Origin of the sequence: Amycolatopsis echigonensis, from assembly GCF_002846615.1 — a bacterium.
Taxonomy (GTDB): domain Bacteria; phylum Actinomycetota; class Actinomycetes; order Mycobacteriales; family Pseudonocardiaceae; genus Amycolatopsis; species Amycolatopsis echigonensis.
In genome coordinates this window covers 3,863,926-3,888,969 of sequence record NZ_PJMY01000003.1, presented here as the reverse complement: position 1 = coordinate 3,888,969, position 25,044 = coordinate 3,863,926, and the positions used below count along the sequence as shown (strand labels likewise).

Annotated in this window: 29 protein-coding genes; 17 read left to right on the top strand and 12 right to left on the bottom strand. The window is 69.0% G+C overall.

The genetic code is table 11. The features are described from left to right. The 3 genes from ATK30_RS23455 to ATK30_RS23445 all read left to right on the top strand — a co-directional run bounded on the left by ATK30_RS23455 (nucleotide 1) and on the right by ATK30_RS23445 (nucleotide 1,633). Nucleotides 1-624 (top strand): TetR/AcrR family transcriptional regulator, encoded by a 624-nt coding sequence (locus tag ATK30_RS23455; protein ID WP_101437443.1) that lies wholly within the window; start codon nucleotides 1-3, stop codon nucleotides 622-624. A gap of 431 nt (nucleotides 625-1,055) precedes the next feature. After that, nucleotides 1,056-1,178 (top strand): hypothetical protein, encoded by a 123-nt coding sequence (locus ATK30_RS46910; RefSeq protein ID WP_279630013.1) that lies wholly within the window; start codon nucleotides 1,056-1,058, stop codon nucleotides 1,176-1,178. Nucleotides 1,179-1,237: 59 nt separating this feature from the next. After that, nucleotides 1,238-1,633: a VOC family protein gene (locus tag ATK30_RS23445; RefSeq protein WP_101437442.1), complete on the top strand. Its 396-nt coding sequence runs from the start codon at nucleotides 1,238-1,240 to the stop codon at nucleotides 1,631-1,633. Between the two features lie 379 nt (nucleotides 1,634-2,012). Here the strand turns inward: ATK30_RS23445 and ATK30_RS23440 are convergent, their stop codons facing one another. Next, on the bottom strand, nucleotides 2,013-2,729 hold the full coding sequence (locus ATK30_RS23440; protein ID WP_101437441.1) for a CDP-alcohol phosphatidyltransferase family protein: 717 nt from the start codon (nucleotides 2,727-2,729) through the stop codon (nucleotides 2,013-2,015). Nucleotides 2,730-2,762: 33 nt separating this feature from the next. On the opposite strand from ATK30_RS23440, the gene ATK30_RS23435 reads away from it, so the two are divergent. From ATK30_RS23435 to ATK30_RS23425, 3 genes are read left to right on the top strand one after another with little or no spacing between them, the layout of a single operon-like run. Continuing rightward, complete coding sequence (locus ATK30_RS23435) at nucleotides 2,763-3,737, top strand: zinc-dependent alcohol dehydrogenase (protein WP_101437440.1); 975 nt, start codon at nucleotides 2,763-2,765, stop codon at nucleotides 3,735-3,737. 11 nt (nucleotides 3,738-3,748) lie between these two features. Further along, nucleotides 3,749-4,147, top strand: a complete 399-nt coding sequence (locus tag ATK30_RS23430) for a 6-pyruvoyl trahydropterin synthase family protein (RefSeq protein WP_037811036.1) — start codon at nucleotides 3,749-3,751, stop codon at nucleotides 4,145-4,147. Then, nucleotides 4,144-4,881 carry a class I SAM-dependent methyltransferase gene (locus ATK30_RS23425; protein WP_101437439.1) on the top strand — a complete coding sequence of 246 codons (738 nt, stop codon included), beginning with the start codon at nucleotides 4,144-4,146 and terminating at the stop codon, nucleotides 4,879-4,881. Before ATK30_RS23430 ends, ATK30_RS23425 begins: the two co-directional genes overlap by 4 nt. Here ATK30_RS23425 and ATK30_RS23420 read toward each other — a convergent pair. The 5 genes from ATK30_RS23420 to ATK30_RS23405 form a co-directional block, all read right to left on the bottom strand. Further along, complete coding sequence (locus ATK30_RS23420; RefSeq protein ID WP_101437438.1) at nucleotides 4,864-5,829, bottom strand: DNA polymerase domain-containing protein; 966 nt, start codon at nucleotides 5,827-5,829, stop codon at nucleotides 4,864-4,866. The genes ATK30_RS23425 and ATK30_RS23420 overlap by 18 nt on opposite strands. A gap of 77 nt (nucleotides 5,830-5,906) precedes the next feature. Next, nucleotides 5,907-6,686, bottom strand: a complete 780-nt coding sequence (locus tag ATK30_RS23415) for an oxygenase MpaB family protein (protein WP_101437437.1) — start codon at nucleotides 6,684-6,686, stop codon at nucleotides 5,907-5,909. 42 nt (nucleotides 6,687-6,728) lie between these two features. Then, nucleotides 6,729-7,772, bottom strand: a complete 1,044-nt coding sequence (locus ATK30_RS23410; protein ID WP_244194705.1) for a cytochrome P450 — start codon at nucleotides 7,770-7,772, stop codon at nucleotides 6,729-6,731. 76 nt (nucleotides 7,773-7,848) lie between these two features. Further along, on the bottom strand, nucleotides 7,849-7,926 hold the full coding sequence (locus tag ATK30_RS47300; protein WP_369333442.1) for a tryptorubin family RiPP precursor: 78 nt from the start codon (nucleotides 7,924-7,926) through the stop codon (nucleotides 7,849-7,851). 180 nt (nucleotides 7,927-8,106) lie between these two features. After that, nucleotides 8,107-8,982: a LysR family transcriptional regulator gene (locus ATK30_RS23405; protein ID WP_101437436.1), complete on the bottom strand. Its 876-nt coding sequence runs from the start codon at nucleotides 8,980-8,982 to the stop codon at nucleotides 8,107-8,109. Between the two features lie 70 nt (nucleotides 8,983-9,052). Here ATK30_RS23405 and ATK30_RS23400 point away from each other — a divergent pair, with 70 nt between their 5' ends. Beyond that, nucleotides 9,053-10,195 (top strand): FAD-binding oxidoreductase, encoded by a 1,143-nt coding sequence (locus tag ATK30_RS23400; protein WP_101437435.1) that lies wholly within the window; start codon nucleotides 9,053-9,055, stop codon nucleotides 10,193-10,195. Between the two features lie 104 nt (nucleotides 10,196-10,299). Here the strand turns inward: ATK30_RS23400 and ATK30_RS23395 are convergent, their stop codons facing one another. Then, nucleotides 10,300-10,704, bottom strand: a complete 405-nt coding sequence (locus ATK30_RS23395; protein ID WP_101437434.1) for a nitroreductase family deazaflavin-dependent oxidoreductase — start codon at nucleotides 10,702-10,704, stop codon at nucleotides 10,300-10,302. An 83-nt stretch (nucleotides 10,705-10,787) separates the two neighbouring features. On the opposite strand from ATK30_RS23395, the gene ATK30_RS23390 reads away from it, so the two are divergent. Further along, nucleotides 10,788-11,237, top strand: coding sequence for a MarR family winged helix-turn-helix transcriptional regulator (locus ATK30_RS23390; protein WP_101437433.1), 450 nt, complete (start codon nucleotides 10,788-10,790; stop codon nucleotides 11,235-11,237). A 32-nt stretch (nucleotides 11,238-11,269) separates the two neighbouring features. On the opposite strand, the gene ATK30_RS23385 is transcribed toward ATK30_RS23390, so the two are convergent. Beyond that, on the bottom strand, nucleotides 11,270-11,941 hold the full coding sequence (locus tag ATK30_RS23385; RefSeq protein WP_101437432.1) for a GNAT family N-acetyltransferase: 672 nt from the start codon (nucleotides 11,939-11,941) through the stop codon (nucleotides 11,270-11,272). 40 nt (nucleotides 11,942-11,981) lie between these two features. Here ATK30_RS23385 and ATK30_RS23380 point away from each other — a divergent pair, with 40 nt between their 5' ends. Further along, a complete protein-coding gene (locus ATK30_RS23380; RefSeq protein ID WP_101437431.1) occupies nucleotides 11,982-12,830 on the top strand; it encodes a PaaX family transcriptional regulator in 849 nt (282 codons plus the stop codon). Here the strand turns inward: ATK30_RS23380 and ATK30_RS23375 are convergent. Continuing rightward, entirely contained in the window at nucleotides 12,820-13,212 is a 393-nt protein-coding gene (locus tag ATK30_RS23375; protein ID WP_101441019.1) for a RidA family protein, read from the bottom strand. The two genes, ATK30_RS23380 and ATK30_RS23375, sit on opposite strands and share 11 nt — an antisense overlap. A gap of 66 nt (nucleotides 13,213-13,278) precedes the next feature. Between ATK30_RS23375 and ATK30_RS23370 the strand changes: the two genes are divergently transcribed. Further along, complete coding sequence (locus ATK30_RS23370; RefSeq protein WP_101437430.1) at nucleotides 13,279-15,630, top strand: bifunctional salicylyl-CoA 5-hydroxylase/oxidoreductase; 2,352 nt, start codon at nucleotides 13,279-13,281, stop codon at nucleotides 15,628-15,630. Beyond that, a complete protein-coding gene (locus tag ATK30_RS23365; protein ID WP_101437429.1) occupies nucleotides 15,627-16,772 on the top strand; it encodes an acyl-CoA dehydrogenase family protein in 1,146 nt (381 codons plus the stop codon). Before ATK30_RS23370 ends, ATK30_RS23365 begins: the two co-directional genes overlap by 4 nt. Before the next feature lie 44 nt (nucleotides 16,773-16,816). On the opposite strand, the gene ATK30_RS23360 is transcribed toward ATK30_RS23365, so the two are convergent. Continuing rightward, complete coding sequence (locus ATK30_RS23360) at nucleotides 16,817-17,449, bottom strand: DUF2306 domain-containing protein (protein WP_244194704.1); 633 nt, start codon at nucleotides 17,447-17,449, stop codon at nucleotides 16,817-16,819. A gap of 350 nt (nucleotides 17,450-17,799) precedes the next feature. Here ATK30_RS23360 and ATK30_RS23355 point away from each other — a divergent pair, with 350 nt between their 5' ends. Next, nucleotides 17,800-19,017 carry a glycoside hydrolase family 16 protein gene (locus ATK30_RS23355; protein ID WP_101437428.1) on the top strand — a complete coding sequence of 406 codons (1,218 nt, stop codon included), beginning with the start codon at nucleotides 17,800-17,802 and terminating at the stop codon, nucleotides 19,015-19,017. A 287-nt stretch (nucleotides 19,018-19,304) separates the two neighbouring features. On the opposite strand, the gene ATK30_RS23350 is transcribed toward ATK30_RS23355, so the two are convergent. Then, on the bottom strand, nucleotides 19,305-19,991 hold the full coding sequence (locus ATK30_RS23350) for a GntR family transcriptional regulator (protein ID WP_101437427.1): 687 nt from the start codon (nucleotides 19,989-19,991) through the stop codon (nucleotides 19,305-19,307). 148 nt (nucleotides 19,992-20,139) lie between these two features. On the opposite strand from ATK30_RS23350, the gene ATK30_RS23345 reads away from it, so the two are divergent. Genes ATK30_RS23345 through ATK30_RS23325 form a run of 5 tightly spaced genes read left to right on the top strand, consistent with a single transcriptional unit; the run spans nucleotide 20,140 to nucleotide 24,451 of the window. Then, the gene (locus tag ATK30_RS23345) at nucleotides 20,140-21,405 is read left to right on the top strand and encodes an MFS transporter (protein WP_101437426.1); all 1,266 of its coding nucleotides are present in this window, start codon (nucleotides 20,140-20,142) and stop codon (nucleotides 21,403-21,405) included. Next, nucleotides 21,402-22,226, top strand: coding sequence for a putative hydro-lyase (locus ATK30_RS23340; RefSeq protein ID WP_101437425.1), 825 nt, complete (start codon nucleotides 21,402-21,404; stop codon nucleotides 22,224-22,226). Before ATK30_RS23345 ends, ATK30_RS23340 begins: the two co-directional genes overlap by 4 nt. Nucleotide 22,227: 1 nt before the next feature. Further along, nucleotides 22,228-22,977, top strand: a complete 750-nt coding sequence (locus ATK30_RS23335; protein ID WP_101437424.1) for a LamB/YcsF family protein — start codon at nucleotides 22,228-22,230, stop codon at nucleotides 22,975-22,977. Beyond that, complete coding sequence (locus ATK30_RS23330; RefSeq protein WP_101437423.1) at nucleotides 22,974-23,579, top strand: 5-oxoprolinase subunit B family protein; 606 nt, start codon at nucleotides 22,974-22,976, stop codon at nucleotides 23,577-23,579. The genes ATK30_RS23335 and ATK30_RS23330 overlap by 4 nt, the downstream gene beginning before the upstream one ends. Beyond that, nucleotides 23,576-24,451 carry a 5-oxoprolinase subunit C family protein gene (locus tag ATK30_RS23325; RefSeq protein WP_101437422.1) on the top strand — a complete coding sequence of 292 codons (876 nt, stop codon included), beginning with the start codon at nucleotides 23,576-23,578 and terminating at the stop codon, nucleotides 24,449-24,451. The genes ATK30_RS23330 and ATK30_RS23325 overlap by 4 nt, the downstream gene beginning before the upstream one ends. Here the strand turns inward: ATK30_RS23325 and ATK30_RS23320 are convergent. After that, nucleotides 24,420-25,043 (bottom strand): alpha-ketoglutarate-dependent dioxygenase AlkB family protein, encoded by a 624-nt coding sequence (locus ATK30_RS23320; protein ID WP_416332780.1) that lies wholly within the window; start codon nucleotides 25,041-25,043, stop codon nucleotides 24,420-24,422. The two genes, ATK30_RS23325 and ATK30_RS23320, sit on opposite strands and share 32 nt — an antisense overlap. Between the last annotated feature and the right edge of the window lies 1 nt (nucleotide 25,044).

Genomic DNA, 25,044 nt, shown 5'->3' with positions numbered 1-25,044 from the left:
ATGACGGCCATGAGCGTGCTTCCGGTGCCCGCGGGCGGCCAGTACCGGCAGCCCATCATCACCGCCGCCATCGAACTCACCGCCAAATCCGGCTGGCCAGCGGTCACCATGGCGCGGCTTGCCGAACTGGTCGGGGTGAGCAGGCAGACCGTCTACAACGAGATCGGCTCGAAAACCGCCCTGGCCGAGGCGATGATCTCGCACGAGCTGCAGCGGTTCCTCGCCGTCGTGAGCACCGCGTTCGACCGGCATCCGGACGACCTGGTCGAGGCGATCTACGACGCCGTCCGCGCGGTGCTCGAACTGGCCGACGACAACATCCTGCTGCGCGCCATCGCCTCCGCGACGCACGGCACCGACAACGAATTCCTCCCGCTGCTGACCACTCGCGCAGGCAGTCTGCTCACCGAAGCGAAAACAGTCCTGCGCGCCCGGGTCCTCCGCTACTCGCCGCCACTCGACGACGGCCAGCTCACCGTGGTCATGGACCTGGTCGTGCGCACCGTGCTGAGCCACGTGATGCAGCCGTCCGGCACCCCCGCCGAGACCGCCGACGGCCTGGCCTGGGTCGCCGCTCGCGTACTCGGCACCGCCCCGTCGACCTCGATGCGCACCCGGTCGTAAACGAGACGCGCGGCCGACGCCCTGCGTACCAGCCTGCCGCGCGTGGACCGTGAACGACTTTCCGCACTCGCCCACGTCCAGCACCCATCGCCGCTCCGGTCAGCCACGACGAGGTCCAGCGCCTGCTCGACCGCGGCATCCCGCGCGAGGACTCTGCTGTTCTAGACCTGGACTGCGGCAGTGCCGAGTGGCTGATCCGCGCCCTCGCCCCCTACCCGAGACTCCGAGCAGTCGGCGTCGACACCTCGGAATTCGCCCTCTCCCGTGCCCGCGCCGCCGCAGCTGAACGAGGTGTCGCGAGCCGCCCCCGCCAAGATCTTCGGCGATCTGCCAGACCTGCCTGAACTCCTCGGCCAGATGACCGCCGCCGGCTGGACGCCGACCCACGGCCACCCGAGCACCCGCGCTGATCTGGACACTTACGAATGGTCGTGGACCACCCGGAAGACCCCGACCAAGCCGAAGCCCTCGCCGCCGCGGCCGCCCACCGGGACGAGTGGCTCCGGGATTACCGCCACTCGTGCGGCTTCGCGTGCGTCGTGCTGCGCGCTTGACAAAACTTCTTGTCAATGCCACGTTCGGACCTGACCCCAACCCGCGAAAGGGCAGTTCGATGACCGACCTCGTGCCGTTCCTGATGTTCCAGAAGCGCGACGCCGCCGAGGCGATGGCCTTCTACACCTCGCTGTTCCCCGGTGATTCCGTGCTCTCGGAGGAGCGCTACGGAGCCGACGGCCCCGGCCCGGAGGGAACGATCGTGATGGCCGAGTTCACCGTCGCCGGGCAGCGGGTGCGGTGCAGCGACAGCTTCGTCAAACACGGCTTCGACTTCACGCCGTCGACCTCGCTGTTCGTCACCGTCGACTCGACCGACGAACTCAAGCGGCTCTACGAGGCACTCGGCGAGGGCGGCGGAACGCTGATGCCGCTGGACGACTACGGCTTCGGCCCGTTCGCCTGGGTGAACGACCGGTGGGGTGTGTCGTGGCAGTTGAGCGCAAAGGGCTGAACCGCACAACAGGATACGCGTACGGTTTCTTTTTGCGATCGCTAATCACGACGGATCCGCAGCTCGAGAGCAATTCCCGACGCTATTGACCGGGTGCCAGATGTCCGGAAAAGGAATGCGGGCAGGTTACCCACGGACGGGTTAAGCGAAGGTATTCCGGCACCGCTAGAGTGAGCATTGGGAGGTTGGAGATCAGCCTGAGGGGGGCCGATACCGCATCCCGGGGCCAGCCGTTTTGCCCGCAGTAGTCCGCCGAGGCGGTGCTGATCGAGGCAAGCGGCTGGCCCTTTTGCCGCAGTGCGGAATCAAGAGCCACGACGGTCCGGGAGCCGCGCTTTCAGCCCTCGAAACCCGGCGATGAAGAATCAATTCGCGGTGCCTAGACGGCACGGTTCCGGTACAGCCACCACACGTCCCGGCCGAAGGACCAGCTCAGCGTCGCTACCGCAGCCCCCGCCAGGACCGCTGGGGCGAGTCCCGCCGCCGCGACGGTCAGGGCGATTCCCTGCAACGCCGCCACTGCCTTTCGCGCCCGGCTGGGGCGCAGCGGGGCGCGAAGCCACGGCACCAGCCGGGCCGCGGCCACGAAGGCGTAGCGCATCAGGCCGATCGCCAGGACCCACGGGCCGACCGAGGTTGCGACCAGGACGCTCAGCACCAGGATCAGGAAGGCGTCCGCTTCCATGTCGAACCGGGCGCCCAGCGCGGAGACCGTTCTGGTGCGGCGCGCGACGTAGCCGTCTAGTGCGTCCAGGGCCAGGGCGACCGCTGCGATGGGGACGAGCAAGGTCAGCGGCGGGTGCCCGCCCAGGTGGTCGGCGACCAGGGCGGTCACGCTGCCGATCAGGGCCGCTCGGGCGAGCGTCACCTGGTCGGCGGGGCCCAGCCGGTACACCCGGATCCGCCAGGCGCCTTGGGTGAGCAGCACCAACAGGCCGAGCAGGTAGGCCACGCCCACCCCCCATCCGGCGAGGCCGAGGCCGGTCGTGACCGCCAGCAGGGTCAGCAGCGCGAGTTGCGCCAGCAGCGCGGGGGCCTGCTGGACGACGGTTGAACCCAGCTCGGCCGGGGTTCGTGTACACGTGGAGACAGCCATTTCTCCTCGATCCGGCAGCAACGGAGGACAACCTTGACACGGGCGGCGCAGGCCTTCTGGTTCACTTCGGCCGCGGGCGGGGAGGTCCGATCGGCCGAGGTGGCTGCTCCGCAGGACGGCGAAGTGCTGGTCCGAACGCGTTTTTCGGCGTTGAGCCGCGGCACGGAAAGTCTCGTGCTGCGCGGCGGAGTGCCGGAGAGCCAGCACGAGGTCATGCGCGCGCCGTATCAGGAGGGCGACTTTCCGTGGCCGGTCAAATACGGCTACCTGAACGTCGGCGAGGTCCTTTCCGGACCGCCGGAGCTGACCGGGGCCACGGTGTTCTGCCTGTATCCGCATCAGACCGAGTACGTCGTGCCCGCGTCGGCGGTCACGGTGGTGCCGGACGACGTCCCCGCGGCGCGGGCGGTGCTCGCCGGGACCGTCGAGACCGCGGTGAACGCGCTCTGGGACGCGGCTCCGCTGGTCGGCGACCGGATCGCGGTGGTCGGGGCGGGGATGGTCGGCTGCTGTGTCGCTCGCCTGCTGTCCCGGTTTCCCGGAGTCGACGTCCAGCTCGTCGACCCCGACCCGGATCGCGCGGAGGTCGCGGACGCGTTCGGCATTCGGTACGCCACCCCGGAGACCGCGAGCGGCGACCTCGACCTCGTGGTGCACGCCAGCGCGACCGACTCCGGGCTCGCGCGTTCGCTGGACCTGCTCGGCCGCGAGGGCACGGTGGTCGAGCTGAGCTGGTACGGCGACCGTCAGGTGTCGGTGCCGCTCGGCGAGAACTTCCATTCGCGGCGGCTCACCGTGCGCGGCAGCCAGGTCGGCACGGTCTCGCCGGCTCGCGCGGCGCGGCGCGGTTACGGCGACCGGATGGCGCTGGCGTTGCGGCTGCTCGCGGACCCGGCGTTCGACGCGCTGATCACCAGCGAATCCACGTTCGCCGAACTGCCGGCCGTCGCGGTGCGGTTGGCGGACGGAACTTTGCGCGGACTGGCTCACCGGATCACCTACCCGTAAAGGAGAACGCGTTGTTCAGTGTCACCGTGCGCGATCACATCATGGTCGCCCACAGTTTCCGCGGCGAGGTTTTCGGCCCGGCGCAACGCTTGCACGGCGCGACGTTCGTGGTCGACGCGACGTTCCGGCGGTCCGAATTGGACTCGGACAACATCGTCGTCGACATCGGGCTCGCCACCCAGCAGCTCGGTGCGGTGCTCGCTGACCTGAACTACCGGAACCTGGACGACGAGCCCGATTTCGCGGGGATCAACACGTCGACCGAATATCTCGCCAAGGTGATCGCCGACCGGCTCGCGGACCGGATCCACGCCGGGGAACTCGGTGAAAACGCGCGCGGACTGGCGCAGATTTCGGTGACCCTGCACGAATCCCATGCCGCTTCGGCCGGATACGAGCGTTCCTTGTGACCACAGTGGACTCTTCCGGTTACGCGCCGGAATGGCTGCGGCTCCGGGAGCCAGCCGACACCGCGGCCCGGGCGGCCGATCTCGTCACCCTGCTCCCGGCCGGCCCGGCAGTCATCCGCGATCTCGGCTGCGGCACCGGGGCGATGGGTCGCTGGCTGAGCGGTCGCCTTCCGAAGCCGCAGCGATGGATCCTGCACGACCAGGATCCGCGGCTGCTGGAGATCGCCGCGCGCAGTCTTCCGCCGGAGATCAGTGTCGAGACGGAACAAGCCGACGTGACTCGGCTGAACATCAGCGGCACGTCTCTAGTCACAGCTTCCGCTTTGCTGGATCTCCTTACCAAGGAGGAGATCCAGCGCTTAGTGAAGTCCTGTGTGGACGCGCAAAGCCCGGCATTGTTCACGTTGTCCGTGACCGGGTCGGCTCAGATCACGCCACCGGACGAGCTAGACGAAGCGCTCAACACCGCGTTCAACGACCACCAACGCCGAGACGGAAAGCTGGGCCCCGAAGCCGCCGCCTTCACCGCGGCGGAGTTCACCCGACACGGCTGGACTGTCCACACCAGACCGTCACCGTGGCGGCTCGGTCCGGAACACCGCGAACTCATCGACAGCTGGTATCGCGGATTCGTTGCCGCAGCACGAGAACAACGGCCGGACCTGGCGGCGCCCGAGGATCGGCGGATCACCGAAGTCACCGTGCACCATCAGGACTTACTCGCTCTCCCCTGACGCCCGTCGCGCCCGGGCCCGGCGTTTGCCCTCGTGCATCGCCGCGACCCGGGCGACCGGGATCGTATGCCCCTCGGCTACGAGTTCCGCAGGAAGTTCCTGCGGCTCCGGCAATTCCTCCGCCCACGGATCAGCGTTGCCCAGCAGCCCCACCGCGGTCTTCACCGTGAAATCCGCCGGCCTGACGTTGTCCGCGTCCGCCCAGCGAACCGGGAACGACACCGGCGCACCTGGCCGGATCCGCGGACTGTACACGGCCGCCACGGTAGCCCCGCCCGCGCGGGTCGAGTCGAGAAACACCTTGCCCTGCCGGTCTTCCCGGATGAACGCGGTGGTCGCCAGCTCCGGATCGACCCGTTCCGCCCGCGCGCCGACCGCCCGGGTCGCCGCCGCGACGTCCTCAAAGGACAGACCCGGGACGAGCGGCACGAACACATGCACGCCCTTGGACCCGCTCGTCTTCAACGCACCGGCGAGCCCGACGTCGGCCAGCGCCTGCCGCACCAGCCGGGCCGCCGCGACCGCGACGCTGAAGTCCGCGCCCTCCGGCGGGTCGAGGTCCATGATCAGGTCGGTCTGGCCGATCGGATCCACCCTGGTCAGCGCCGGATGCAGTTCGACCGCGCGCTGGTTGCCGAACCACAGCAGCGTCCGGCGGTCGTTGCACAGGCCGTAGGTGACCGTCCGTTGTGAACTCTCCGCCCACGGTTTCGCCCGAGGCACCCACTCCGGCGTGTACTTCGGCAGGTTCTTCTGCATGAACGCGTCCTGCCCGCGCAGCACGCGCATCACCGACAGCGGACGGTCGCGCAGCACCGGCAGCAACCGGTCCGAAACGGCGTCGAAGTAGTCGACGAGGTCGCGCTTCGTCACCCCGGCGTCGACGAACAGCTCCTGGTCGAGGTTGGTCAGGGAAACCCCTTCGCGCACCTCATCCGCTCTGCTCATGCTGCCTCCGGGGCAGGAAGTACGTCGGCAGTGGCCATAGGTCAACCCTTGCCGACCAGCGCATTCGGGTCAACCGCTTAGACGAGCGGTTTCCCTTTGCGCAACCGCCGCCGGAAGTCCGCGAGGCACGCGTCATAGGGAAAACGCCGTACGCGCAGCGGAAGCGGTTCGACCATTCGGCCGATCGCGCGCATCAGCCGATCGAACCGGCACTGGTCCGCGGCCGACCACGGCAGCCGCATCTGCTCGCGGAACACCTCCGGCAGGAATCCCGTCGTCACGAAGCGGTGGAACCGTCCGAAGAGGAACGAGAACGGCCGCGGCAGGAATTCCAGATTCGCGATGGCGGTGAGGTATTCGCGGAGCCGGTCGTCGATGTCCACTCGCGCCAGCCCGTCCTCCCAATACGCGGCGAAGTCCTCCGGCCAGTCTTCCGGACACACCTGCAGCGTCGTGCCCAGCACCGCGGCCTCGGCGTACCACGATTCCGGAGCGGGCCGACCGAGAAACGCGCGGTGCACGTCCTCGACGCCACGGCACAGACAGGCGGCGACCCACAGTTGCAGCTCCCGGTCGAAAGCGTGGTACTGCACCGGACTCGCTTCGGTCGAGACCACCTGCGCGTGCACCGCGTTCACCGCCCGCCGGTACGCCTCCCGGTCAGCGTCGGTGCCCAGCACGGCGACGGCAAGGTAGGTGACGGTCGTGCGGGTGCGTTTCAGCGGATGCTTGAACAGATTCCCCGAATCGACCCGGCTTTCCATCACGCCGTACCCGACCTCGGGCCGGCCCAGCTGCATGATCACGTTCGCGCCGCCCGCGAGCAGGCTGACGCCGAGCACGCCGTCCTGGAGCATCCGTCCAGTGGAACGCCTCCGTTGACACGTTGTCAAGAGCCGCTAGGCGCGCACGACCCGCACGTCCGACACCTCCAGCAGCCCGTCCAGGTGCACCCGGGCGCGCGTCTGCGCCGGATCGGCCACGAGCCCGTCGCGGCGGACCAGGTCGAGGACGCGTTCCGCCAGCGGCAGCACCAGGTGCCGTCCCCAGCAGCGTTCGCTGGCGTGCCCGAACGGGAGGTAGCCGGGGTGAGTGTCCGGGTCGAGCGCGGCCCAGCGGCTCGGCCGGAATTCGTCGGGCGCGTCCCGCAGCTCCGGGTCGCGATGGCTGAGCAGCGGCAGCAACAGGACGTCGTCGCCCGGGCCGATCCGGGCGTCCACCTCGGCGAACTCCGGCGAACGCACGCGCAGGATGTTCCACGACGGCGGCAGCAGGCGCAGCGTTTCGTTGAGCACGTACTCGGTCGGCACCTCGTCGTCCAGCGGCGAGCTGAGCCACAACGCGTTCGTGACCAGCGCTGCGACGGTGAAACAGACCGGCCCGGCCACACGCCGGTAGAGGTACATCGCGAAGCGGCGTTGCTCGTAGGTGTCCGCCTCCAGCACCATCCGCGCCAAAGTGGACAGCGCGACCTCCGGTGCGGGCCGTCCCCACAGCGCGGCTCCGGCGGCGACCGCGGCCCAGGTGATCTTCGGCGTCAGCTCCAGCCGACGGTCGACGAGGACCCGAAACCGCCGCTGTTCGTGCCCGAACACCAGGTCTCGCAGGTAGTTGTGCGGTACGGCGGGCCAGGTCCCGGTGAGTGCAGGTTCGCCGAGCGGCTTCTTGAGCGCGGCGCGCACGTCCGCACCGACCGCACGCATCAGCGCCGACGATTCCGGCCGCGTGACAGCCCTGCCGCGCACTGGTTTGAACGTCGGCCGTTCCTCGGCGTTCGCGGGCCGGCTGCGCAGCAGAGCGTCCATCAGATCGGCCCCGGCGACGCCGACCGTGTCCGGTTCCAGCCGAAAGAAGGATTTCCCCCGATAACGGTCCAGCAGTTCCTGAAGACGCGGCGCGAATACCACTTGGCGCACTTTGTTCCGTTCAGCGGGAATAGTCACCGCGAAGCTCCTCTGCGACGCCGGGCGGCCGGTCCCGGACATTCCGGAACCGGCCGGTCCACTTCGGACGAGACCGTCAGATCCAGCCGTACCAGGCGTAAGACTTCAGGCTCTTGCCCGGAAGGGCCTTGCGCACGAGACGAACAAGCTTCACGGAAATTCCTCCGTATTCTCGAACACTGCCGACCGCACTCGCGGCCGCCGCCGACAGTACGGCGAGTTTCTCGAATACGCCGCAACAACGACCTGAACGGCCTACTCCGGCCGATCCGTTCGGGAATTCCGGCGGGAATTCATTTGCGAGCCCGAGGCCGCATCAGTAAGCTTTGCCGCCTTAAAGCGTCGACCGCGCGAACTCGATCAGCGCGCGGGCCGCGGGTCCGGACGGACCGTCGGACCGCCACGCCAGCGCTAGTTGTCCGCGCAGCTCCGGCCGCAGCCGCAGCTTGTGCAGCTCCTCGGCGTAATAGCGCGCCAACGACTCCGGGACCAGCGCGACGCCAAGGCCGCGGATCGCGAGCTTCGCCAGCACGTTCGGGTCGCTCGCTTCGATCGTCACCCGCGAGTGCAGCCCGGCCGCGGCGAACCCGCGGTCCAGCACGCCGCGCATGCCGGTGCCCTTCGGCAGGCAGATCAGTGACCGTTCGGCCAGCTCAGCCAGGGTGAGCGAGGCGCGGTCGGCGAATTCGTCGCCCAGCGCGGTGACCGCGACCAGCTCCTCGTCGAGCACGATCTGAGTGGTCAGCCCGGCGGGCACTCCGTCGGCCAGGCCGATCACCGCGACGTCCAGCCGTCCTTCGCGCAACGCCTCGACCATCAGGTCGGAATTCGCTTCGCTGAGCGTGATTTCCACTCCCGGGTAGCGCTCGGCGAACCCGGCCAGGAACTCCGGCAGCGCCACGGGTCCAGCGGACGTCACCATCCCCATCGCGACCTGGCCGCGCACCAGCCCTTCGTGCTCCGCGACCGTCTCGCGCACCGCCGCGACCGCCGCCAGCGCGGCCCGAGCGTGCGGCAGAGCTGCCTCGCCGACGTCGGTGAGCCGTACCGTGCGGCCGGACCGGTCGAACAACGGCTGCCCCAGCTCGCGTTCCAACCGGCGGATCTGCGCGCTGACCCCGGGCTGCGCGACATGCATCCGCGCCGCCGCGCGCGTGAAGTTGGCTTCCTCAGCGACCGCGACGAAGTACTCGAGCTGGTGCAGTTCCATAACCAGTAATTCTAGCTACCGGAACTAGTATCTCTTGGACTTATCACCGATCAGCAAGCACGCTGAAGGCATGCAGACGTTCACCCGTGAGCAAGCCGGTTACCGCGAAGAGATCGCCGGGTTCCAGACCGGCATCACCTCCGCCCCGCAGCTGGTCGTCGCCGCCACCAGCGCGGACGACGTCGCCGCCGCGGTCCGCCTCGCCGCCGAACGCGACCTGCCGGTTTCCGTGCAAGCCACCGGACACGGACTGCGCGCACCGGCCGAGGGCGTGCTGATCTCGACCCGCCGGATGACCGGCGTGACCATCGACCCGGACCGCGCCGTGGCTCGGGTCGAAGCCGGAACGACCTGGGGCAGCGTCATCACCGCCGCCGCGGAGCACGGACTCGCGCCGCTGAGCGGTTCGGCCCCGGGCGTCGGCGTGGTCGGCTACACCCTCGGCGGCGGTTTCGGCCTGCTCGGCCGGCACTTCGGCCCGGCCTCGGACCGCGTCCGCTCCGCCGAGATCGTCCGGCCCGACGGCACGCGCGCCACCGGCCCGATCGACGCCGGGATCGTGACGGCGCTGGAGTTCGACCTCGTCCCGGTGACCACGCTGTACGGCGGCGGACTGTACTTCGACACCGCCAAGATCCCGGACGTCCTGCGCACCTGGCGCGACTGGACCGCCGACCTGCCGGACACCGTCGGCACCTCGGTCGCGATGGTGCCCTACCCGGACCTGCCGATGGTGCCGGAACCGTTGCGGGGCAAGCACATCGCACACATCCGCGTGGCCTACCTCGGCACGGACGGCGACGAGCTCGTCGCGCCGCTGCGCGCACTCGGCCCGCTGCAGGACACCCTCACCACGATGCCGTTCACCGACTCCGGTCAGATCGCCGCGGAACCGCCGCATCCGCACTCGTACCTCGGCGACAACCGCGTGCTGCCGACGCTCCGGGACGACGTGCTGACCATTGTGCTCGACCACGCCGGCCCGGACGCCCCGATTCCGCCTGTGCTGATCATCGACCTGCTCGGCGGCGCGTACCAGCATTCCTCCACGCCGGATTTCACCGCCGATTCGCGCTACACCGTGCGCGCGCTGTCGCTGATCGAGCCGGACGCGGCGACCGTGCGGGCCGCCCACGCCAAGCTGTTCGCTCCGCTGGATCCGATGTCGACTGGACGGTTGCGGAGCTTCGTCTACGGACAGCCGCTGGGCTGACTGTGCCGATCATTGCTCATCCGACCGCAGTCACGGCCTAATGACTTCCTGGCAACGGTTACGCGCCGAGGTGGGGGCGGCCTGCTTTTGGCCGGATTAGCAACTCAGCGCTCGAGAACGAAGACCGGGATCACGCGCTCGGTCTTCTTCTCGTAATCCGCGAAACCCTCGGCGTGCGCGACCATCCCGGCGTACAGCCGGTCGCGTTCGGCGCGATCGGCCACGAGCTTCGCCGTCGCCGGGAACTTCTCGGTGCCGATCTCGACCGTGACGGACGGGTTCGCGACGAGGTTGTGGTACCAGTCCGGGTTGGTGTCGGCGCCGCCCTTGGACGCGGCGATCACGATCCGGTCGCCGTCGGTGGTGTACACCAGCGGGCTCACCCGCTGTTTGCCGCTTTTCGCGCCGGTGTGCGTGAGCAGCAGCATGTTCCTGCCCTCGAACATGCCGCCGACCTTGCCCGCGTTCGCGCGGAACTCGTCGATGATCTGCTGGTTCCAGTCCGACATCGGAGACTCCCTGTTTGATGATGTAACAACAAACCTAGTCGCGCGCCTCGGGCTGTCAACACACGCGCGGGTACTGTCGCGGCATGGCCACCGAGTCCGGCCCGACCGTCGAGGACGGGGTTCGCGAACTGCTGCTGCTCATGCCCCGCATCGTCGGCCGGGCGAAGCGAACGCCGCCGCCTCCGGAACTCGACGACGTCGCGCTCGCGCCGCGGCATCTGTCCCTGCTGGCCTATCTGTTGTTCGACGGCCCGATGACGGTCAACGAACTCGCCGGACGGCTCGAAATCGCGCCCACCACAGCGAGTCTGATGATCGGCGACCTGTCCCGGCAAGGCGTGCTGGAACGTACCGAGGACCCGGACGACCGGCGGCGCACCATCGTGAGCATCCACGCGGACAAGCGACCGGCGGTGGACGCGTGGCTCGCTCGGGGGGCGAAGGCGTGGGAAGCGGCGTTGTCGCCGTTGAGTCCGAGCGAGCGGGCGCTGGTGATCAGGACGTTGAGGGTGTTTGAGGAGTATGGCTCGTGAGTGGCGATCACGGTTCTCACCGTGATCGCCACTCACGAGGGGACTAGCCACTGTGCCTGCGGGCCCGCGCATTTCCGCGGCCACGCCGCGTCGTGCTGATACCACCAGGCTTCGCAGCCCCGCCCGTCCGGCAGGGTGTACCGCGGCGGTCCCGGCACCCGGCGCAAGCCGGCGGCTTCCAGCGAACGGCCGCTGGCGACGTTGCCGACCTCCGCGCCCGCGCGCACCCGCGAAAGCCCGAGATGCTCGTGCGCCAGCACCAGGCCGGCGGCGAACAGGTCGCGGCCGAATCCGTGTCCGCGATACTCCGGCGCGAGATAACCGCCGGTCTCCGGGCCGCCGTCCTCGCCCGCGTGCACGCTGACGAGACCGGCGCAGCGGCCCGCCACGAGATCGATCGCGACGACGTCCACCGAATGCGGATCCGGCGTGGTCCAGTCCGGTCCGGTGCCGGGAATCACGCGCAACGCCTCGCCGCGCATCGGCTCGGCCACCACGGACTCGGGAAGCCAGCCGAGCCAGCGCTGCGCGGCCGCGTCGCTGCCGCCCGCGACCGCCGCCGCGTACTCCCAGGCGGTGGGAGTGCGGAAAAGGAACCGGCCGAACGCGAAGGCGTGTCCCCGGCGGTCGCAGGTGCGTTTCGCCATCAGCCGTCCGCGGCGGGTCAGCCGGCTCACCAACGGTGCAGTGCTCACAAACGCCATCGCGCCGGAAATGCTACCCCTCGCTTGTTATGGTGATCGGGTGACGGCCGTACCGGAAGCAGCCGATGCCGACAACGGGCGCGCGGCCCAGCCCCGGCACCTCATTGTGTCGGTCTACGGCGTCCACCACCAGGCGGGCGGCGAATGGCTTTCAGTCGCCTCGCTGATCGATCTGCTCGCCGCGGTCGGCGTCGACGAGCCCGCCGTGCGGTCGTCGATTTCCCGGCTCAAACGACGCGGGGTCCTCGACGCGGTGCGCCGCGACGGAGCCGCCGGGTACGAATTGTCCGGTACCGCACTGGATTTGCTGCGCGAGGGCGACGAACGGATCTTCCGCCGCGACCGCGCGAAGCTCGCCGACGGCTGGCTGCTCGCGGTGTTTTCGGTGCCGGAAGCCGAACGGCACAAGCGGCATGTGCTGCGGACGCAGTTGTCGCGGCTTGGTTTCGGCACCGCCTCTTCGGGCGTGTGGATCGCGCCGGCGCACCTGTACGAGGCGACCGTTGGCACGCTGGAGCGCCTCGGGCTGGCCGAGTACGCCGACGTGTTCCGCGCCGAGCATCTCGCTTTCGGCGACCCGCGCGAGAAGGTGCGCGAGTGGTGGGACCTCGACCAGCTGGACGAGCTGTACACGGCGTTCCTCGAAGAGCACGAACCGGCGCTGCGCCGGTGGCAGCGCCGCCGCACCACGCCCACGGACGAAGCGTTCGCCGATTACCTGCGCGTGCTCACCGGCTGGCGGCGGATGCCGTACCTCGACCCGTGCCTGCCCGCGGAATTGCTGCCCGAGGGCTGGTCCGGCATCCGGGCCGCGGAGGTGTTCTTCACGCTGCACGACCGGCTCGAGGAAGCCGCGCGCACGCACCTGCGGCAGGTGCTCAGCGGTTGACCACCGCGTAGCCCTGCACTTCCACCAGCGCCTCGACGTCCCACAGCCGGTTCACGCCGATGCCCGCCATCGCCGGGTAATCCGCGCCCACCAGCCGCTTCCACACGCGGCCGATCTCGCGCGCGTGCGCCTTGTAGTCGTCCATGTCGACGATGTAGACGGTCAAGCTGCACAGGTCCGCGGGTTCACCACCGGCCGCGCGCAAAGCGGTGAGCAGGTTGCCGAGCGCGCGCTCGAACTGCTCCACGACACCGTCGCCGACGATCCGGTTGTCCCCGTCCAGCGCGGTCTGCCCGGCGAGGAACACCAGCCGGCCCTGCGCCGCCACCGCGTGCGAGAACCCCGACGGCTTGCCCAGCTCGGGGGGATTGATCCGCTCCATGCCGGGAGCGTAACCCATCTATCGTCTTCTTGACGACCGTAGGACGGGCAACATACTCTGGGTCGCGTGCGGATTTCAGTAGTCGGCGGCGGACCCGCGGGTCTCTACTTCGCCGTGCTCGCGAAACAACTCGGCCCGGACCACGAGATCACGGTCTGGGAGCGCAACGCGCCTGATGACACGTTCGGCTTCGGGGTCGTCTTCTCCGACGAGACGCTCGGCGGCATCGAGCACGCCGACCCGGCCGTGCACGAGGCGATGAGCCGGGAGTTCGCGCGCTGGGACGACATCGACGTGCACTACCGCGGCACGGTGTCGACCTCGGGCGGGCACGGATTCGCCGCGATGAGCCGCAAACGGCTGCTCGCGATCCTGCAGCGGCGGTGTCGCGAAATGGGCATTGATGTCCGATTCCGCAGTCTGGCGCCGGATCCGGCCGAGCTGGCCGCTTCCGCTGATCTCGTGGTCGCGGCGGACGGCGTGAATTCCGCCGTGCGCACGGCGTTCGCCGATTCGTTCCGGCCGTCCGTCGAAACCCGGCAGTGCCGCTACATCTGGCTCGGCACGGACCTCGTGTTCGACGCGTTCAAGTTCTACGTCCTCGAGACTCCGCACGGCGTCATGCAGGTCCACGGCTATCCGTACGGCCGGGACGGCAGCACCTTCATCCTGGAGATGCACGAGGACGTGTGGCAGCGGGCATTCGGCCCGATCGCCGCCACCGGACTCGGCCCGGGGGAAAGCGACGAGAAGTCGATCGAGCTGATCCGCGAACTGTGCGGCGACATTTTCGACGGATATCAGCTGCTGGCCAACAACTCCAAGTGGACCACGTTCGGCACGGTCCGCTGCGAAAGCTGGGTCCACGACAACGTCGTGCTGCTCGGCGACGCGGCGCACACCGCGCATTTCTCGATCGGCTCGGGCACGAAGCTCGCCATGGAGGACGCGCTCGCGCTCGCCGCTTGCCTGCACGAACAGCCGAGTGTTCCGGAAGCCCTTGCGGCGTATGAAGAAGAGCGCCGGCCGGTCGTCGCGTCCACGCAGCGTGCGGCGCAGGCGAGCCTCGAGTGGTTCGAGAATCTGGCGCAGTACACGCATCAGGAGCCGGAGCAGTTCGCGTTCAACCTGCTTACCCGCAGCCGCCGCGTCACTTACGACAACCTCAAGCTGCGAGACAAGGAATTCGCCGCCTCGCTGGATCAGTGGTTCGCCGATTCGCTCGGAACTTCCGTTGCGCCGCCGATGTTCCAGCCGGTCCGGATCGGTTCGCTGGAATTGCCGAACCGGATCATCGTTTCGCCGATGGACATGTACTCCGCGGTAGACGGCGTGCCCGGCGAATTCCACCTGGTGCACTTGGGAAGCAAGGCGCTCGGCGGGGCCGGGCTGGTCATGACCGAGATGATCTGCGTGTCCGCCGAGGGCCGGATCACGCCGGGTTGCCCGGGGCTTTACACCTCCGAGCAGGAAGCCGCGTGGAAGCGGATCGTCGAGTTCGTGCACCGCGAAACCCCGGCGAAAATCGGGTTGCAGCTGGGACATTCGGGCCGCAAGGGCTCCACGAAACTGATGTGGGAAGGCATCGACGACCCGCTGCCGGAAGGCAACTGGGAGGTCTGCGCGCCGTCCGCGCTGCCGTACTCGCCGAACAACCAGACGCCGCGCGAGCTGACCGTCGCCGAACTGGGCGAGATCCGGGACCAGTTCGTTTCGGCCGCGGAAGCCGCCGCGCGCGCCGGGTTCGACCTGCTGGAACTGCACTGCGCGCACGGCTACCTCCTGTCGTCCTTCCTGTCTCCGCTGACCAACCACCGCACCGATTCCTATGGCGGCTCACCGGAAAACCGGCTGCGCTTCCCGCTGGAGGTCTTCGACGCGGTGCGCGCGGTATGGCCAGCCGACCGTCCGCTGACCGTCCGGATCTCCGCCACGGACTGGTTCGAGGGCGGCAACGACGCCGACGAGGCCGTCGCCATCGCGCAGGCTTTCGCCGAACACGGTGCGGCGGCGATCGATGTCTCGACCGGACAGGTGGTCAGCGAGGAGAAGCCGAAGTTCGGGCGCAGCTACCAAACGCCGTACGCCGACCGGATCCGCAACGAAGTCGGCCGTCGCTATGGCACCGCAGTGATCGCCGTCGGTGCGATTTCCTCTTACGACGACGTGAACTCGCTCATCCTCGCCGGCCGGGCCGATCTGTGCGCACTCGGCCGGACGCACCTGTTCAATCCACAATGGACTTTGCACGCGGCCGCCGCGCAGGAGTATCCGGTCCCGTGGCCGAAGCAGTGGGCAGCGGGCAAACGCCCGCCGCAGACCGGCCGCACCGACGGTCCGGAACCGCGACTAGACCTGGTCCGCACCGGCGGCCACCAGACCGCCCATGCCCGCTGGCGACCGGAGGACGCCCGATGAACGCATTCGCTTTCACTCCGGAACAGACCGCGTACGCCGCTTCCGTCCGGAAGATCGCCGCTGAACAGCTCGTCGAGTTGGCCGCCGCCGGCACCGAAGGCGCGGTAAACCGTCCGCTGCTCAAGGCCATGGGCGCACACGGCTTGCTCGCCCGGCTGTTCCCCGGGGTCGAAAGTGGACAGCCGACCCGGCAGGCGGCCGCGACCGATCTGTGCCTGCTGCGGGAAGCTCTAGCCACGCAAAGCACCGAAGCCGAGACCGCCTTGGCGTTGCAGGGCTTGGGCAGCTATCCCGTGCTCCAGTCCGGTTTGGACGAACAGGTCCAGCGCTGGCTCCCCGCCGTCGCCGCTGGTGACGCCGTCGCCGCCTTCGCGCTGACCGAACCAGATGCGGGATCGGATGCTGCCGCGCTGCAACTGGCCGCCGAACCAGACGGCGACGGCTGGCGGCTCACCGGCACCAAAATGTGGATCTCGAACGCCCCGGAAGCCGACTTCTACACAGTTTTCGCGCGCACGACTCCCGACGCCGGTTCCCGCGGAGTCAGCGCCTTCGTCGTCCCCGGCGACCGCGCTGGGCTCAGCGGGGAACACCTGGACCTGGTGAGCCCACACCCCATCGGCACCGTGGTATTCGACGGCGTCCGGGTAAATCGCGACGAACTGCTCGGCGAGGAAAACCGCGGTTTCGCCGTAGCGATGCGAACTTTGGACCTGTTCCGCCCGAGCGTCGGCGCCTTCGCCGTCGGCATGGCACAAGCCGCCCTCGACGCGACCGTCGAGTACACCGCTTCGCGCGAGGCATTCGGCGGCCCGTTGGTGAAGCAGCAAACGGTCGCACACACGCTCGCCGAAATGGCGACGCGGACGGAAGCCGGCCGCCTGCTGGTTTACGCCGCCGCAGCCGCTTACGACGCCGGGGAGCAGAACCTGGCGGGCCGTGCGGCAATGGCGAAGTTGTTCGCGACCGAGACCGCGCAATACGTGGTGGATCAAGCGGTGCAATTGCACGGTGCCCGCGCACTGCGGCGAGGGCATTTGCTGGAGCATCTGTACCGAGAGGTCCGCGCGCCGCGCATTTACGAGGGCGCGTCCGAGATCCAGCGGACGATCATCGCGCGTTCCCTGCAGCAACGCGGATGAGCCGCCTGCCGGTGTGGTGACCTGCAGGCGGCGCGGACAGCGAACTACTGAACACTCGCGCGGCGTTTCGGTTTCCGGTCCAGCCACAGCTGCGCCGCGATCAGCGCGACCGTCCAGCTCACCCACGCCCCGAGCGCCGCGATCGACTGCGTCAGCGCGATCTCGCTGCCGCCGAAGGTGGTGGCGACCTGCGGTGCCAGGAAGATCGCCGCGACCGGGCCGATGAGCCGGTTGAGAATGATCGACATCGTCAGCGCGAAACTGCGGATCATCCAGCGCCGGTGATCGCCGAACCGGCGTTCGCGAGCGGCGCGGAAGCCCGCCCACGTCGTACCGAGCCAGAGCACCGCGAGCAGCACGTCGCTGGCCCGCGTCACCGGCCCGTACGGAGTCGCCGCGCCGATCGTCAACGCCAGCAACCCGGACGGCAGCACACCAGCGAACACGTACGCGCGGCCCGAATAGCGGTGCAGCACCGGGTGCTTCCGCCGGATCCACGGCCAGATCTGCAGTAACGCGGTCACCATCGCGATCGACCCGAACACCACGTGCCCCACCAGGAAGAGGTAGTGCGCGGGGAAAGTCGACGGCACCCGCGACCGCGCCGGGTCGAACGCCAGATACGGCGGCAGCGAGTACGCCAGGAACGCGACCACCACCAGTCCCAGCGGCCCCACCCATGGTCGCCGCCACCAGTGCTTCCGCGGCTCGACCCGTACCGTTCGCTCCGCTGCGGGCGTTGCCCGCGTCGGTCGAAGATCCGTCCCCGCCGTCATGTCGGCCTCTCTCCTGTCGTCCGGTCTCGGCTGGCACTTCCGAACGTAGGACGCGGGCTTCCGCCGAACCATGGTGCCGGCTGGCGTCACCGCGGTGGGGACAGCCTTACCCTCGGCCAGGTGACCCCCGCACCCTCGGTGGCCATTGCCGCAGAGGTCCAGACCAGGCATACTTCTCGTACTTTGTTGCCCGCCACAACAAAGCGTTCATCCTCGTCCCAGGTTCCTCCCCGAAACCGAGGTGACAACGCATGTCCAGTTTCCTCAGACGTCTCCCCGCCGTCCTGGCCGCGGCCGCGCTGCTGGCGCTCGGCCTCCAGACCGCCCCGGCTGTGCTCGCCCCGCCCACCGCGGCCGCCGCGGACAGTTTCACCGACGATTTCAACGGCCCGGCCGGAGCCGCCGCCGACGCGTCGAAATGGACCTACGAAACCGGCGACAACAACGGCAACAACCACGAACGCCAGTGGTACACGGCGGGCGCCGCCAACGGCGCGCTCGACGGCCAAGGCCATCTGGTGATCACGGCCAAACGCGAGAATTCCGGCCACACCTGCTGGTACGGCGCCTGCCAGTACACCTCCGCCCGGCTCAACACCGCCGGGAAATTCAGCCAGGCCTACGGCCACGTCGAAACCCGGATGAAGATCCCGCGCGGCCAGGGCATGTGGCCCGCCTTCTGGATGCTCGGCGGCGGAAACTGGCCCACCGACGGCGAAATCGACGTCATGGAGAACATCGGCCGCGAGCCGAACACCGTGCACGGCACCATTCACGGCCCCGGTTACTCCGGCGCGGGCGGCATCGGCGCGGCGTACAACGGCCCCGTCTTCGCCGACGATTTCCACACTTACGCCGTCGATTGGTCGCCGAACAAAATCGTCTGGTCGGTCGACGGCAACGCTTACGAAACCCGCACCCCGGCCGATCTGAACGGAAACCGCTGGGTCTTCGACCATCCCTTCTACCTGATCCTGAACCTCGCGGTCGGCGGCGACTGGCCCGGCGATCCGGACGGCAGCACGCAGTTCCCGCAGCAGCTGGTCGTCGACTACGTGCACGTGACCACCAGCAGCACCGGCGGGTCGACCGGCCGGATCATCGGCATCGGCGGCAAATGCGTCGACGTGCCGTGGGCCAATCCGGCGAACTTCACGCAGCTGCAGATCACCGACTGCAACGGCAACGCCGCGCAGGACTGGACCGTCGGCGGCGACGGGACCATTCGCGCGCTCGGCAAGTGCATGGACGTCAAATACTCCGGCACCGCCGACGGCACACCAGTGCAGATGTACGACTGCAACAACAGCGACGCGCAGCAGTGGGTCGTGACCGCGGCGCACGACATCGTCAATCCGCACGCGAACAAATGCCTCGACGCCGCCGGGGTCAGTTCGGCCAACGGGACGAAACTGCAGCTGTGGACGTGCACCGGCAACGTCAACCAGAAATGGTCGGTGAACCAGTAGCCGTCCACTGTGGACGAAGAGCGGACGGCGGGCCGTAACCTCCCCCCGGTGGCTACGGCCCGCCGCGAACACCGCGCGGGCCGGGCGGGAACCAAGGTCGACCGCCCGGCCATCGGCCGCCGTCCGCGCGTCGGCTGGGGGTCCCGGCACCCGGGGCGGCTTTCACACGGCCCACTGCCGACGGTAGCCAGACCGCGTACGCCGTGGAGCCTTCCGGGGCACAGGAGGGGCCGAACGGCCATTCTCGCTGCCTTCCCGGGCAAACCGGCCGGTCGCGGCCGAACCCGTCAGCGAGCCTCGGCGAGCCCGGACAACTCCGCGTAGGCCTCGACCAACTGCGCTTCGGCGTCGTCGAGGTAGACGGCGAGCATCTCCGCCGTACGGATCCCGTCGCCGGTCGCGAGCACGTCCAGGATTTCGTGGTTCCGCGGCAGATACCGCTCATGAAAGCGGCGCGGGTCCGCCATCACGTGGAACACCAGCCGCAGCTCCGCGGCGAGCGCCTGCATCAGCTCGACGATGCGCTCGCTGCCGGTGAGCGCCGCGAGTTCCGCGTGGAAACGGATGTTCGCAGTCCCCAGGTCCTGCCACTGCGCATGCTTCGCCGCCCGGTCACCGTCCGCGACGGTGCTGGCGATCTTCTCGAACGCCGCCGGCTTCTCGGTCACGTCACGAACCGCCGCGCACTCGATGATCTTGCGGACGCGGTAGATGTCGCGCACGTCCTCGACACTCGGCACCCGCACGAACACCCCGCGGTTCAGCTCGTGCACCAGCAGCCGTTCGTGCGTCAGCAGCCGGAAGGCCTCACGGAGCGTGTTGCGCGAGACCCCGAGCGCGTTGACGATGTCCTGCTCCGAAAGCCGCACTCCAGGCCGGAAGTACCCCTCCGAAACGCGCGTGCGCAGCACGCCCGCGACTCGTTCCGCGGTGCTCGTCCGGCCGAGCAGGCCGCGATCCGCTTCCAGGCCCATCGGCTCTCCGTCGGTGACCACGTCGCCCAGCGTAGCCAGCGGACGATGAACAATAAAATGAGGGACTTGTGGGATTGTTGAACGATCCGTACGGTAGCAGCCATGTGACTCGTGCCACCATGAGTACGTCCACCTTGTGAGGTGCCCTATGAACGTCAACGTCGCCGACGGCACCGCGAACGCGGCCCGCCCGTTCGGCTGGTATCGCTCGCTCGGCCGCAAAGGCCGCCGCGCCTTCCTCGGCGCGTTCGGCGGCTACGGCCTCGATTCGTTCGACTACCAGACCCTCCCCTTCGGCCTGGCCGCGATCACGGCCTACTTCGGCATCACGTCCGGCGAAGCGGGTCTGCTCAGCACCGTCACGCTGGTCGTGTCCGCGATCGGCGGCGTCGGTGCCGGCGTGCTCGCCGACCGCATCGGCCGCGTCCGCACGCTGCAGCTGACCATCGCGATGTACACGATCTTCACGGTGCTCTGCGGTTTCGCGCCGAACTTCGAAACGCTGCTGATCTTCCGCGGTCTGCAGGGGCTCGGATTCGGCGGCGAGTGGGCGGTCGGCGCCGCGCTGGTCGCCGAGTACTGCTCGGCCAAGTACCGCGGCCGCACGGTGGCGTTCGTGCAGAGCGCGTGGGCGGTCGGCTGGGGCCTGCTGGTGCTCGTCTACACCGTGCTGTTCAGCGTGCTCGACCAGGCGATCGCGTGGCGCGTGCTGTTCTGGGTCGGCGTCATTCCGGCGCTGCTCGTGCTGTGGGTCCGGCGCAGCGTGGAGGACGCCCCGGAGGCAGCGGCACGACGGGTTTCGGCCAAGGTCAAAGGCTCGCTCGCCGGGATTTTCCGGCCGAAGCTCCTGCGTACCACCGTCTTCGCCGCGCTGCTCGCGACCGGCGTCCAGGGCGGCTACTACACGCTGTTCACCTGGATGCCGAAGTACCTGCAGAGCAGCCGCGGCCTGTCCGTGGTCAACACCGGCGGCTACTTCGCGCTGCTGATCCCGGGTGCGTTCATCGGCTACGTCTGCGGCGGCTACCTCACCGACCTGCTCGGCCGGAAGAAGACGTTCCTGCTGTTCTCTGTCATTTCCGCGCTGCTGATCGTGCTGTTCGTGCAGCTGCCCTACGGCGCGAACGGCCTGATGCTGCTGATCAGTTTCCCGCTCGGCTTCTCGACTTCGGCGATTTTCAGCGGCTTCGGCGCGTACCTCGCCGAGCTGTACCCGACCGAGTTGCGCGCCACCGGCCAAGGCTTCACCTACAACTTCGGCCGCGCCGTCGGTGCCGCTTTCCCCGCGGTGGTGGGCTTTTTGGGTGCGGGCGGCGCGATCGTGCTCGGCGCGGTGGGTTACGCCATCGCCGCGGCGGCGCTGCTCGGGCTGCCGGAAACGCGAGGCAAGGAACTGGTGGAGGTGCCGTCATGACCTCAGCGCCTCGTGAGCGGCAATCCCGGTTAGAACCGTCAGCAGCACTCACGACGTCCCCCGCCCAGGCCCGCTCCCTCTTCCGTGCCGGCCTGGAAGTCCCCACCACCGGCTGGGCGGCTGGTTATGCACAGACCAATCTGATCGCCGTCCCGGAGGACTGGGCCGACGACGTACGCGAGTTCTGCGCTCGCAACCCGCGGCCGTGCCCGGTGCTCGACGTCAGCGAACCCGGCGACCCGACGACCCGGCTCGCGCCCGGAGCGGACCTGCGCACCGACCTGCCGCGCTACCGGGTCTGGCACAACGGCGCGCTGACCAGAGAAATCACCGACGCCACCGGGGTGTGGCGCAGTGACCTGGTCGCGTTCTCCATCGGCTGCAGCTTCAGCTTCGAGACGTTGCTGCGCGCCGCGGGCATCCCGCTGCGGCACGTGGAGCAGGGTCGCAACGTCTCGATGTACGTGACGAACCGGCAGTGCGAACCGGCGGGACGGCTGAGCGGCCCGATGGTGGTGTCGATGCGGCAAATACCGGAAACCCTGGTCGAGGACGCCGTGCGCGTCACCGCCGCGATGCCCGCGGTGCACGGCGCCCCGGTGCACGTCGGCGACCCGGCCGAACTGGGCGTCGCCGACCTCGCCCGGCCGGATTTCGGCGATCCGGTCGACGCCGAACCCGGTGACGTGCCGGTGTTCTGGGCCTGCGGCGTCACCCCGCAGGCGGCGCTGATGGCGTCGCGGCCGCCGTTCGCCGTCACGCACGCCCCCGGGTACATGTTCTTGACCGACCAACCCGATCGCGATTACCAGGTGGGATGACATGGACCTCAACAGCGACCTCGGCGAAGGCTTCGGCGCCTGGACCATGGGCGACGACGAAGCCATGCTCGACATCGTGACCAGCGCGAACATCGCGTGCGGCTTCCACGCGGGCGACGCCAGCGTGATGCGGCGAGTGTGCGAACGCGCGGCCGAACGCGGCGTCGCCATCGGCGCGCACGTCGGCTACCGCGACCTGGCCGGCTTCGGCCGTCGCGCGCTCGACATCGCGCCGGAAGACCTCGCGGACGAAGTGCTGTACCAAATCGGCGCTCTCGACGCCTTCGCGCGCGCGGCACACAGCTGCGTGCGGTACGTGAAGGCGCACGGCGCGTTGTACAACACCGCAGCTGTCGATCCGGAGCAGGCGGCGGCGCTTGTCGAAGGCGTACGGCGCTATCACACCGATCTAGCACTGCTGTGTCCTCCGGACTCCGAAATGCTGCGCGCGGCTCAAGCGGCGGGCGTGCCTGCGTATGCGGAAGCGTTCGCCGATCGCGCGTACACGCCGGAAGGACGACTGGTGTCGCGCAAACTGCCAGGCGCGGTGCTGCACGACGCTGACGAAGTCGCCGCGCGGGCGCTCACCATGGCGACCACGGGCGAGGTCGTCGACGCCGAAGGCGGCAAGCTCACGCTGCGGGCGGATTCCCTTTGCGTGCACGGAGATACGCCTGGCGCGGTCGAGCTGGCCCGACGGATTCGCGAACTGCTCACCGAGTCCGGCGTAGTGCTGAGGTCGTTCGTGTGAGCACAGTGCTGCGCTACGGCCGTTCCGCGTTGCTGGTGGAGGTCGATGACGTGCTCGGGTTTCAGGCGGCCTGCGAAGCCGCCCAGCCCGAGGGCGTCGTCGAGCTCGTCCCCGCCGCACGCACCCTGCTGGTCCGGTTCGACCCGGCCCGCACCGATTCCGCCGCGTTGACTCGTTCGCTCACTTCGCTGTCCACAGTGGACGTTTCTGAGCGCTCGGCGGACACCGTCACCCTGCCGGTGCGCTACGACGGTGCCGACCTGGCGGACGTCGCCGAGGCTACCGGGCTGTCGGTTTCCGAGGTCGTACAACGACATTCAGCGGCCATCTACGTCGCGGCGTTCTGTGGGTTCGCGCCTGGTTTCGCCTACCTGACCGGCCTCGATCCGGCGTTGCACCTGCCGCGCCGCAGCACGCCGCGCACGCGCGTGCCAGCGGGTGCGGTGGCGATCGCCGGCGAATACAGCGCGATCTACCCGCATCCGTCGCCCGGTGGCTGGAATCTGCTCGGCCACAGCGACGCGGATGTGTGGGATGTCGGGCGAGAGCAGCCGAACCTGCTGGTACCGGGCACCCGAGTGCGGTTCGAGGCGATCCGGTGACCGGGAAGATCGAGATCCTCGAGACCGGCCCGTTCGCGACGGTGCAAGACCTCGGACGGCCCGGGTACGCGGCAGTCGGCGTCGGGCGGTCCGGCGCAGCCGACCGAGGTTCGCTGAAGCTGGCGAACCGGCTCGTCGGCAACCCGGAAACGCACGCCGCGCTGGAGGTCACCCTCGGTGGCCTGCGGTTGCGGGTTTCCGAGCACGCAGTCGTCGCGGTCACCGGCGCGCGGCTGCCGATCCGCGCTGGCGGACGGGCTGCCGCCGTCGGCGCGCCGATCATCCTGCGCCCGGGAGACGAACTCGAACTCGGCGTCGCGGCGCTCGGTCTGCGCAGCTACCTCGCGGTGCGCGGCGGAATCGACGTGCCGCCGGTGCTCGGCGCACGGGCCACGGACACTCTGGGCAAACTCGGCCCGCCCGTCCTCTCAGCGGGAACGTCGCTGCCGATCGGCTCGGTGGTACAGAGTGCCCCCTGTGTCGATCTCGCCCCGCTGCCCCGGCTTGCCGAAGAACCCATCCTGCGCCTGGAACCCGGACCGCGACTGGACTGGTTCACCCCGTCCGCACTGTCCACTTTGCTCACTGGCGCCTACACCGTGACGAGCGACCTCGACCGCGTCGGCGTCCGGCTGGACGGACCGGCGCTGACCCGCGCCCGCGTCGGCGAGCTGGCCCCGGAAGCCGCCGTTCCCGGCGCGCTCCAGGTGCCGCCGTCCGGAGTGCCGATCCTGTTCCTCGCCGACCATCCGGTGACCGGCGGTTACCCCGTCGCCGCCGTCGTCGACGAGGACGATCTGGACCTCGCCGCCCAGCTCCGGCCCGGGCAACGCGTCCGGTTCACCGCCCGGACACCCGCAGCGTCAGGTTGAGCCTCCCGGTCAGGCCAAGATCCGGATCCGCTGTGCCGGGCAGGGTTTTCGGCACCCCGTGGAACGCCAGCCGCGACGGGCCGCCGAACACGAACAGGTCGCCCGAGCGCAGTTCGACGTCGGTGTACGGCCGGTTTCGGTGCTCGGTGTTGCCGAAGCGGAAGACGCACGTGTCACCGAGGCTCAGCGAGACCACCGGCTCCGTCGAATGCTCGTCTTTGTCCTGGTGCATGCCCATTTTGGAGGTGGCGTCGTAGTAGTTCACGAGCGCCACGTCGGGCTCGTAGTCCTCGGCTGGCCGGCCGTAGGCGTCGGCGAGCGCGCGGCGGCCGAGGTCGGCCAGCCAGTCCGGGAACGGCTCGACTGGCGAACCGTCCTCGCGCAGCCGGTCGTAGCGGTACGGCCGCCACTGCCAGCCGAGACAGACCGTGCGGACCGACATCACCCCGCCGTTCGGCAGCCGGGTCGACCGGTAACCGCGCCAGCCGCGACAGGCCGTGACGAGGTCGCGTTGTTCTTGAACGGTGAGCCAATCCGGGACGTGCACCGCACCCGGTGCGATTTCCCGGCGCGGACGCGGCAGCAGCTCCATC